We start from the raw sequence: 7972 nt of genomic DNA on the forward strand, positions 1-7972 counted from the left end.
GACGTTCATCACGGTCCTCACCGGCATCACCGACGCGATGGTCGTGGCCGCCCCGAGGATCGGCGAGGCGCTGCCGTCGTTCCTGGAGTTCGCCCGGGGCACCGTGCTCGTCGCGCACAACGCTCCCTTCGACGTCGGCTTCCTCAAGCACTTCACCCAGCACCTCGGGCTGGCCTGGCCCGGCTTCGAGACGCTCGACACCGCCCGCATCGCCCGTCGCGTCCTGCTGCGCGACGAGGTCCCCAACTGCAAGCTGAGCACGCTCGCGCGCCACTTCCACGCCGCCACCACCCCCAACCACCGCGCCCTCGCCGACGCCCGCGCGACGGTCGACGTCCTCCACGCGCTCCTCGAGCGCCTGGGCACCATGGGGGTGTCGACGATGGAGGAGCTCGCCACCTTCAGCTCCCGGGTCAGTCCCGCCCAGCGCAAGAAGAGCCGGCTCGCCGACCACCTCCCCCACCTCCCCGGCGTCTACCTCTTCCGCGACCGTCACGAGAACGTCCTGTACGTCGGGACCTCCAAGGACCTCCGTGCGCGGGTCCGCTCCTACTTCACCTCCAGCGAGACCCGCACGCGGATGGGCGAGATGGTGGCGCTGGCGACCCGCGTCGAGGGCATCACGTGTGCGACGGCCCTGGAGGCGCAGGTGCGCGAGCTGCGGTTGATCGCACACCACAAGCCGCCCTACAACCGCAGGTCCCGACACCCCGAGCGTGCGACCTGGATCAAGCTCACCCGAGAGCCGTGGCCCCGCCTCTCGTTCGTCCGCAAGACCGACGACGACGCCGACTACCTCGGTCCCTTCACGCGCCGCTCGTCCGCCGAGCGTGTCGCGGCGACGCTCTACGAGGCGTTCCGCATCCGCCAGTGCTCCGGACGGCTCCCGCGCCGTCCGTCACGCAGCGCGTGCGCCCTCGCCGAGATGGGCAGCTGCCTCGCACCCTGCGACGGCACCGCCACCCCCGAGACGTACGCGGCCGAGGTCGACCGCGTCCGGACGGCTCTCACGCTCGACCCCACCGTGGTGGTCGACGCCTCGACCGACCGCATGCGCACGCTCTCGGGGCAGGGACGCTTCGAGGACGCCGCCCATGAGCGAGACCGGCTCGTCGCGCTCGTCCGTGCCACCCACCGCAGCCAGCGGCTCGCCGCGCTGCTCTCGTGCGCCGAGGTGGTCGCAGCACGCCCCCTCGACCCGCAGTGGCGGGAGTGGGAGGTCCACGTCGTACGCCACGGACGTCTGGTCGCCTCCGGGGTGATGCCGGCCTCGACGCCGTCCGGTCCGTGGGTGGAGGCGCTCCGGTCGACCGCCGAGACGATCGTGCCCGACGAGACACCGGCTGCCACCGCGGCCGAGTCCGAGCTGGTCCTGCGCTGGCTGGAGTCCGACGGGGTCCGCCTCGTCGACCTCGACGGCGAGTGGGCCAGCCCGGTACGCGGCGCCGGTCGGCACCTGCCCATCGTCGAGGCTGCCGAGCGATCACGTGCGGCCGCTGCGCCCTTCGACGAGGCGCGAGGCGAGGGCTGGCGGACCGAGCACCGCCCACGCCGCTGACGAGTAGGCTGCAGCCCGTACGCCGACTCGTCCGCAGGAGGACCCGTGATCACCGCGATCGTGTTCATCAACGCCGAGGTCGACCGCATCCCGGAGGTCGCCGAGGAGGTCGCCGCGCTCGACGGCGTGAGCGAGGTCTACTCCGTCACCGGACACATCGACCTGATCGCGCTCGTCCGGGTGCGGCGCACCGAGGAGATCGCCGACGTGGTCGCCGACCGCGTCAACAAGGTCCCGGGAGTGCGGTCGACCGAGACGCACATCGCGTTCCGCACCTACTCCCAGCACGACCTCGAGGCAGCCTTCAGCATCGGTGGCGACTTCGAGTGATCGTGCGCCGCTGACCGCGCCCCGCGTCGGTCAGCTCTCGCGCTGCGACGCGTCGGCCCACACCGCGAGCGCCTCGCGGGCCGCCCCGGAGTCGAGCGCCTCACGGGCGCGAGCGACGTTGCGCTCCATCCGGGTCACGAGGTCGTCCTCGCCTCCCTCGTACGCCGCCAGCCCCGCGGCGGCGTTGAGCACGACCGCGTCGCGGACGGGCCCCTGCTCGCCCGCGACCACACGTCGGAAGACGTCGGCGTTGAAGGCCGGGTCGCCTCCGCGCAGCGCCTCGGGGGGAGACGGCGCGATCCCGACCTCGGTGGGGTCGAAGGTGTGCTCCGCCACGGACTTCTGACCGTCCGGACCCGACACGACCCACACCCGCGAGGTCGTCGTCGTCGTGATCTCGTCGAGGCCGTCGTCGCCACGGAAAACGAGCGCATCGAGCCCGCGCCGCGCGAAGACGCCGGCGACGACGCTCGCCATCCTCGCGTCGGCGACACCCACCGCCATCGCGGCGGGCTTCGAGGGGTTGGTGAGCGGCCCGAGGAAGTTGAAGGCGGTCGGGATGCCGAGCTCCTTCCGCGGCGCCGCGGTGAAGCGGAACGACGAGTGGAAGACGGGGGCGAAGCAGAAGGTGATCCCCACCTCACCCGCGAGCGACGCCACGCGCTGGGGCGTCAGGTCCAGCCGGACCCCGAGCTCCTCGAGGACGTCGGCCGCCCCGCTGGCGCTCGACGCAGCGCGGTTGCCGTGCTTGACCACCAACGCACCGGCACCGCGCATGGTCACCGCCGACATCGTCGAGATGTTGACGGTCTTGGCGCGGTCACCTCCGGTCCCGACGATGTCGACGGTCCGGCCCTCGACCTCGATCAGCCTCGCGTGCTCAAGCATGGTCGCCGCGAGTCCCTCGACCTCGGCGACGGTCTCACCCTTCGCCCTCAGCGCCACGGCGAAGCCGGCGATCTGCGCGGCCGTGGCGTTGCCGGAGAGGATCTCCTCCATCGCCCACGCCGTCTGCTCTGCCGTGAGGTCCTCGCCTGCCACGAGCCCGCCGAGGACCTCCGGCCAGCGGGTCGCGACCGTCATGCGGAGGCCGTGGTCGCCGCGGGGGCGATGAGGCCGAGGACGGCGTTCGCGAGCTTGAGCGGGTCGATCGGGTGGCTCGCGATGCCGTCGGCGCGCGACCAGGTCGCGAGCCAGACGTCCTGGTCCCGCGCGGTCAGCACCAGGAGCGGCGGGCACTGGAAGATCTCGTCCTTCAGCTGGCGCGCGACGCCCATGCCACCCGCCGGCGTCGCTTCGCCGTCGAGGATCGCCAGGGCGATGCCACCGGCGTCCATGTGCTGGAGCACCACCGGGAGCGTCGCGCACTCGACGTACTCGACGGGCGGCAGGTCGGGGTGGATCCGACGGCCGAGGGCGGTCGTCACCTGCGTGCGGGTGTCACCGTCGTCGGAGTAGACGAGGACGCGCAACGGGAGTTGACGTTCGGATGCGACATCAGTGCTGGGATCGGTCACAGCGCGATCGTAGCGACTCGCGAGGGCGTGAGGCAGGGGCCGGGGATGCCTCGCACAGGTCGGGGGTTAATAATGACACCCGTGGCGACGACATCTGTGATCCCAGCATCCCGCCTGCACGGGCAACCCAACCGACCCTCGCAAGTGACGGTCGGGACCGTGGTCTGGCTGTCGAGCGAGCTGATGTTCTTCGCGGCCCTCTTCGCCGCGTACTTCACCATCCGTGCGGTGAGCCCGGAGCTGTGGGCGGCGGAGACGGCCAAGCTCAACGTCCCGTTCGCCACGGTCAACACGACCATCCTCGTGCTGTCCTCGGTCACCTGCCAGTGGGGCGTCTTCGCCGCCGAGAAGGGCAAGGTCGGCCGCAGCGGACGCATCTGGCAGATCGGCCAGTGGGGTCTGCGCGAGTGGTTCGCCCTCACCTACGTGATGGGCGCCGTCTTCGTCGCCGGCCAGGCCACCGAGTACGTCGAGCTGATCCACGAGAACGTCACGCTCTCGTCGTCGGGCTACGGCTCGGTCTTCTACCTCGCCACCGGCTTCCACGGTCTGCACGTCATCGGCGGTCTCATCGCCTTCCTCCTCGTGATCGGCCGTACCTTCATGGCGCGTCGATTCACCCACGAGCAGGCGATCTCCGCAATCGTCGTGTCCTACTACTGGCACTTCGTCGACATCGTGTGGGTCGGGCTCTTCCTGACCATCTACGCCCTGCAGTAGGGGCCCCGTCCTCGACCCGTCCTCGACGGCTCCGGCGACGAATTCTCTACCAGAAGATCTGAATCAAGGTTTAATCGAAGGAGACGCCCCTGCCGGGGGCGTCCCTGGCAAGGGGAACGAGGTTCACTCCGTGCGGTTCTTGTCCACCCACCGAAGGCACCCTCTCGCGGGTTACGCGGTGCTGCTCTTCGGACTGCTCGTCGCGGGAGCGCTGTACGCCTCCCTCGCTCCGGGGAAGGCCGACGCCGACACGGCGAGTGACACCGCCAAGGTGGAGCAGGGCCGCGAGCTGTTCCTCGTCGGCTGCGCCAGCTGCCACGGCATGAACGCCGAGGGCGTCATGACCAAGAGCGGCGGCAACTTCGGCCCCTCGCTGATCGGTGTCGGCGCGGCGTCGGTCGACTTCCAGGTGTCCACCGGTCGTATGCCGCTGGCTCAGACCGCGCCCCAGGCACCCCGCAAGGATCCTGTCTACGACGAGGAGGAGACCGACGCGCTCGCCGCATACGTCGCCAGCCTCGCCCCCGGCCCTGCGGTCCCTGACGAGGAATACACCGACGTCTCCGACCTCTCTGAGGAGGAGCTGACCCGCGGCGGTGAGTTCTTCCGTACGAACTGCACCGCGTGCCACAACTCCGTCGGCGCCGGCGGCGCCCTGCCCAGCGGCCGCTACGCCCCCTCCCTGCGCGGCGTGAGCGCGAAGCACATCTACGAGGCCATGCAGACCGGCCCGCAGCAGATGCCGGTGTTCAGCGACGACGTCGTCACGCCTGAGGACAAGCGCGCCATCATCGGCTACATCAAGTCCGTCGAGTCGCAGCCCCAGGGCGGCTTCGGTGGCGGTGGCCTCGGCCCCGTCGTGGACGGCATGTTCGCCTGGATCATCGGAATCGGCGGTCTCGTCGCCGTCAGCGTCTGGCTGGCAGCGCACGGCGCCCGGGTGAAGAAGAAGAGGTCATGAGCCCCGAATCGCACGACGAGCAGCCGACTGACGACGTCGCCGTCCCGGCGCGCAACGACATCGAGCCTGCCGAGCCGATCGAGAACCCGGGGCTGCCCGAGCATCTCCCGCGTCCCACCGACGTGGATCCCAAGCTGGCCAAGCGCGCCGAGCGTCAGGTCGCCGGGATGTTCACCGCCGCCATCGTGCTCGCCCTGGCCTTCTGCGTCGCCTACTTCACGATCCCCAGGGACGCGGAGGTCTTCGGCTGGTTCTCGCTGAACCTCGCCCTCGGGCTCACCCTCGGCCTGGCGCTGTTCCTCATCGGCATCGGGGCCATCCAGTGGGCCAAGAAGCTGATGTTCGACCAGGAGATCATCGAGATGCGCCACCCGGCGCGCTCGTCGGACGAGGACCGCGAGGCGGCGCTCGTCGCCGTCGGCCAGGGCGTGTCCGAGTCGGGCTTCGGTCGCCGGCCGCTGATCCGCAACTCCCTCATCGGCGCCGTGGCCTTCCTCGGTCTGCCGGCCATCATCATGCTGCGCGACCTCGGCCCACTGCCGGGCGACAAGCTGTTCAAGACGGTCTGGCGACGCGGCATGCGGGTCGTCAACGACGTCTCGGGCATCCCGCTGCGTCCGGGTGACATCGAGGTCGGCCAGCTCGTCAACGCCCAGCCCGCGATCCTGTTCGAGACCGACAGCCACGGCCACGCGCTGTTCCACGGCACGGACCTCCTGCAGGCCAAGGCCAAGGCGTCCGTGATCGCGGTCCGGATCCGGCCCGACGACATCAAGCCGCGCAAGGGCCAGGCCAACTGGGACGTGGACGGCATCATGGTCTACTCCAAGATCTGCACGCACGTCGGCTGCCCGATCTCCCTCTGGGAGCAGCAGACCCACCACCTGCTCTGCCCGTGCCACCAGACCACCTACGACCTCGCTGACGGCGGCAAGGTCATCTTCGGCCCCGGACACCGCCCGCTCCCCCAGCTCCCGCTCGCGGTGGACCAGGACGGTTATCTGATCGCGACCAGCGACTTCCACGAGCCGGTCGGCCCGAGCTTCCCAGAGGTGGAGCAGAACCGTGACTGACACCATGAGCACTCCCACGACGCCGCTCCAGGACACCAAGTTCGGCAAGAAGTCCGCCGGACCCGTCGGGTGGCTCGACGAGCGCGTCGGCCTCGCCGGCCTCGTGCGCAAGAACATCCGCAAGGTGTTCCCGGACCACTGGTCGTTCCTGCTGGGCGAGATCGCTCTCTGGAGCTTCGTCGTCCTGCTGCTGACCGGGACGTTCCTGACCTTCTGGTTCCAGCCGAGCATGACCGAGATCGTCTACGACGGCCCGTACGAGCCGATGCGTGGCCTCGAGATGTCGCAGGCCTACGCCTCGACCCTCGACATCTCGTTCGACATCCGCGGCGGTCTGCTGGTCCGGCAGATCCACCACTGGTCTGCTGCGCTGTTCATGGCGGCGATCATCGCCCACATGCTCCGTGTGTTCTTCACCGGCGCGTACCGCAAGCCGCGTGAGCTCAACTGGATCATCGGTATCGGCCTGTTCGCGATCGGCCTGATCGAGGGCTTCGCCGGTTACTCGCTGCCGGACGACCTGCTGTCGGGCACCGGGCTGCGCTTCGTCGACGGACTGATCCGGTCGATCCCGGTCGTCGGGTCCTACCTCGAGTTCTTCGTCTTCGCCGGGGAGTTCCCGGGTGACCTGATCATCCCGCGGCTCTACATGGCGCACATCTTCTTGCTGCCGGGCCTCCTCCTCGGCCTGATCGCCGCCCACATGGTGCTTCTCGTCTACCACAAGCACACGCAGTGGCCTGGCCCCGGACGCACCGAGAAGAACGTCGTCGGGTTCCCCATGCTCCCCGTCTACGCGGCGAAGGCGGGCGGCTTCTTCTTCGTGGTCTTCGGCTTCACGACGCTGATGGCGGCGGTCATCCAGATCAACCCGATCTGGGCGTACGGCCCCTACAACCCGTCCGAGGTGACCGCGGGCTCGCAGCCCGACTGGTACATGGGCTGGGTCGAGGGCGCGGTCCGCATCATGCCCAACTGGGAGTTCACCGTCGGTCCGGAGCAGTACTCGCAGACGTTCTCGCTCAACGTCTTCATCCCGGCCGTCCTCCTGATGGGCCTGCTCTTCACGGTGCTCGCGATCTGGCCGTTCTTCGAGTCGTGGGTCACCGGCGACAAGGAGGAGCACCACCTCCTCCAGCGTCCGCGCAACGCCCCGACCCGCACCGCGTTCGGCGTCGCCGGCATGACGTTCTACGGCGTCTGCTGGATCGCCGGCGGCAACGACATCATCGCGTTGAAGTTCAACCTGGACATCTTCACGATCACGTGGATCTGTCGTATCGGGGTGTTCCTCGGGCCGGTGATCGCGTTCATCATCACGCGGCGGATCTGCATCAGCCTGCAGCGCAAGGACAACGACGCTCTGCTCCACGGCTACGAGACGGGCATCATCGTCCGCTCCGCCGAGGGGTCGTACGCCGAGGCCCACGCGCCGCTGCCGCGGGACGTCGCGTACGCGCTCACCGCGCGTCCTCGGGTTCCCGAGCTCACCGCAGCGGTCGACGAGGACGGCAACGGGGTCCGCAACCCGCAGGGTCGCAAGGCAAGGCTGCGGGCGTGGGCGAAGCGGTTCTTCTTCGCGCACGACGTGGACAAGCCGACTCAGGCCGACGTCGATGCCGCGGCACACCACTTCCACGACGAGGTGTACCCGCCGCACGACCTCCCGGACGACTTCAGCGGAGTCAGCGAGACGGGCGTGCCCAAGCAGCACTGAGGTCCAGCCTCACGAGAAGGCCCCCCAACCCCAACCCCGGGGGGGGGCCGTCTCCGTACCCCACCCCCCCGGCGGGGGGGGGGGGGGTGGGGGGCG

General features: G+C 69.6%; 8 protein-coding genes. 6 read left to right on the plus strand and 2 right to left on the minus strand.

Annotation, left to right across the window (positions count from 1 at the left end; translation table 11 throughout):
* Positions 1-1558, plus strand: a 1558-nt coding sequence (locus PV363_RS13835) for a DEDD exonuclease domain-containing protein (RefSeq protein ID WP_301022610.1), incomplete at its 5' end; no start/stop codon positions are given.
* 45 nt (positions 1559-1603) lie between these two features.
* A complete protein-coding gene (locus tag PV363_RS13840) occupies positions 1604-1888 on the plus strand; it encodes an Lrp/AsnC ligand binding domain-containing protein (protein WP_220344344.1) in 285 nt (94 codons plus the stop codon).
* Positions 1889-1918: 30 nt separating this feature from the next.
* Here PV363_RS13840 and trpD read toward each other — a convergent pair whose 3' ends face one another.
* Both trpD and PV363_RS13850 read right to left on the minus strand, forming a co-directional pair.
* The gene (gene trpD, locus PV363_RS13845) at positions 1919-2971 is read right to left on the minus strand and encodes an anthranilate phosphoribosyltransferase (RefSeq protein WP_220365790.1); all 1053 of its coding nucleotides are present in this window, start codon (positions 2969-2971) and stop codon (positions 1919-1921) included.
* On the minus strand, positions 2968-3405 hold the full coding sequence (locus tag PV363_RS13850) for a hypothetical protein (protein ID WP_220344342.1): 438 nt from the start codon (positions 3403-3405) through the stop codon (positions 2968-2970). Before PV363_RS13850 ends, trpD begins: the two co-directional genes overlap by 4 nt.
* Before the next feature lie 72 nt (positions 3406-3477).
* Here PV363_RS13850 and PV363_RS13855 point away from each other — a divergent pair, with 72 nt between their 5' ends.
* From PV363_RS13855 to PV363_RS13870, 4 genes are all read left to right on the plus strand, one after another.
* On the plus strand, positions 3478-4125 hold the full coding sequence (locus PV363_RS13855) for a heme-copper oxidase subunit III (protein WP_220344732.1): 648 nt from the start codon (positions 3478-3480) through the stop codon (positions 4123-4125).
* A gap of 130 nt (positions 4126-4255) precedes the next feature.
* Positions 4256-5086, plus strand: a complete 831-nt coding sequence (locus PV363_RS13860) for a cytochrome c (RefSeq protein ID WP_220344341.1) — start codon at positions 4256-4258, stop codon at positions 5084-5086.
* Complete coding sequence (locus tag PV363_RS13865) at positions 5083-6159, plus strand: Rieske 2Fe-2S domain-containing protein (RefSeq protein ID WP_220344340.1); 1077 nt, start codon at positions 5083-5085, stop codon at positions 6157-6159. Before PV363_RS13860 ends, PV363_RS13865 begins: the two co-directional genes overlap by 4 nt.
* Positions 6160-6163: 4 nt before the next feature.
* Complete coding sequence (locus PV363_RS13870) at positions 6164-7876, plus strand: cytochrome bc complex cytochrome b subunit (protein ID WP_220347025.1); 1713 nt, start codon at positions 6164-6166, stop codon at positions 7874-7876.
* Positions 7877-7972 lie beyond the last annotated feature (96 nt).

The sequence above is a fragment of the Mumia sp. genome (genome assembly GCF_028803055.1).
In the GTDB taxonomy this organism is placed as follows: domain Bacteria; phylum Actinomycetota; class Actinomycetes; order Propionibacteriales; family Nocardioidaceae; genus Mumia.

What these genes read in the sequence shown, in the direction of transcription:
- trpD (WP_220365790.1), bottom strand. Translation starts at nt 2,971, where the DNA reads ATGACGGTCGCGACCCGCTGGCCGGAGGTCCTCGGCGGGCTCGTGGCA.
- PV363_RS13855 (WP_220344732.1), top strand. Translation starts at nt 3,478, where the DNA reads ATGACACCCGTGGCGACGACATCTGTGATCCCAGCATCCCGCCTGCAC.
- PV363_RS13865 (WP_220344340.1), top strand. Translation starts at nt 5,083, where the DNA reads ATGAGCCCCGAATCGCACGACGAGCAGCCGACTGACGACGTCGCCGTC.
- PV363_RS13870 (WP_220347025.1), top strand. Translation starts at nt 6,164, where the DNA reads ATGAGCACTCCCACGACGCCGCTCCAGGACACCAAGTTCGGCAAGAAG.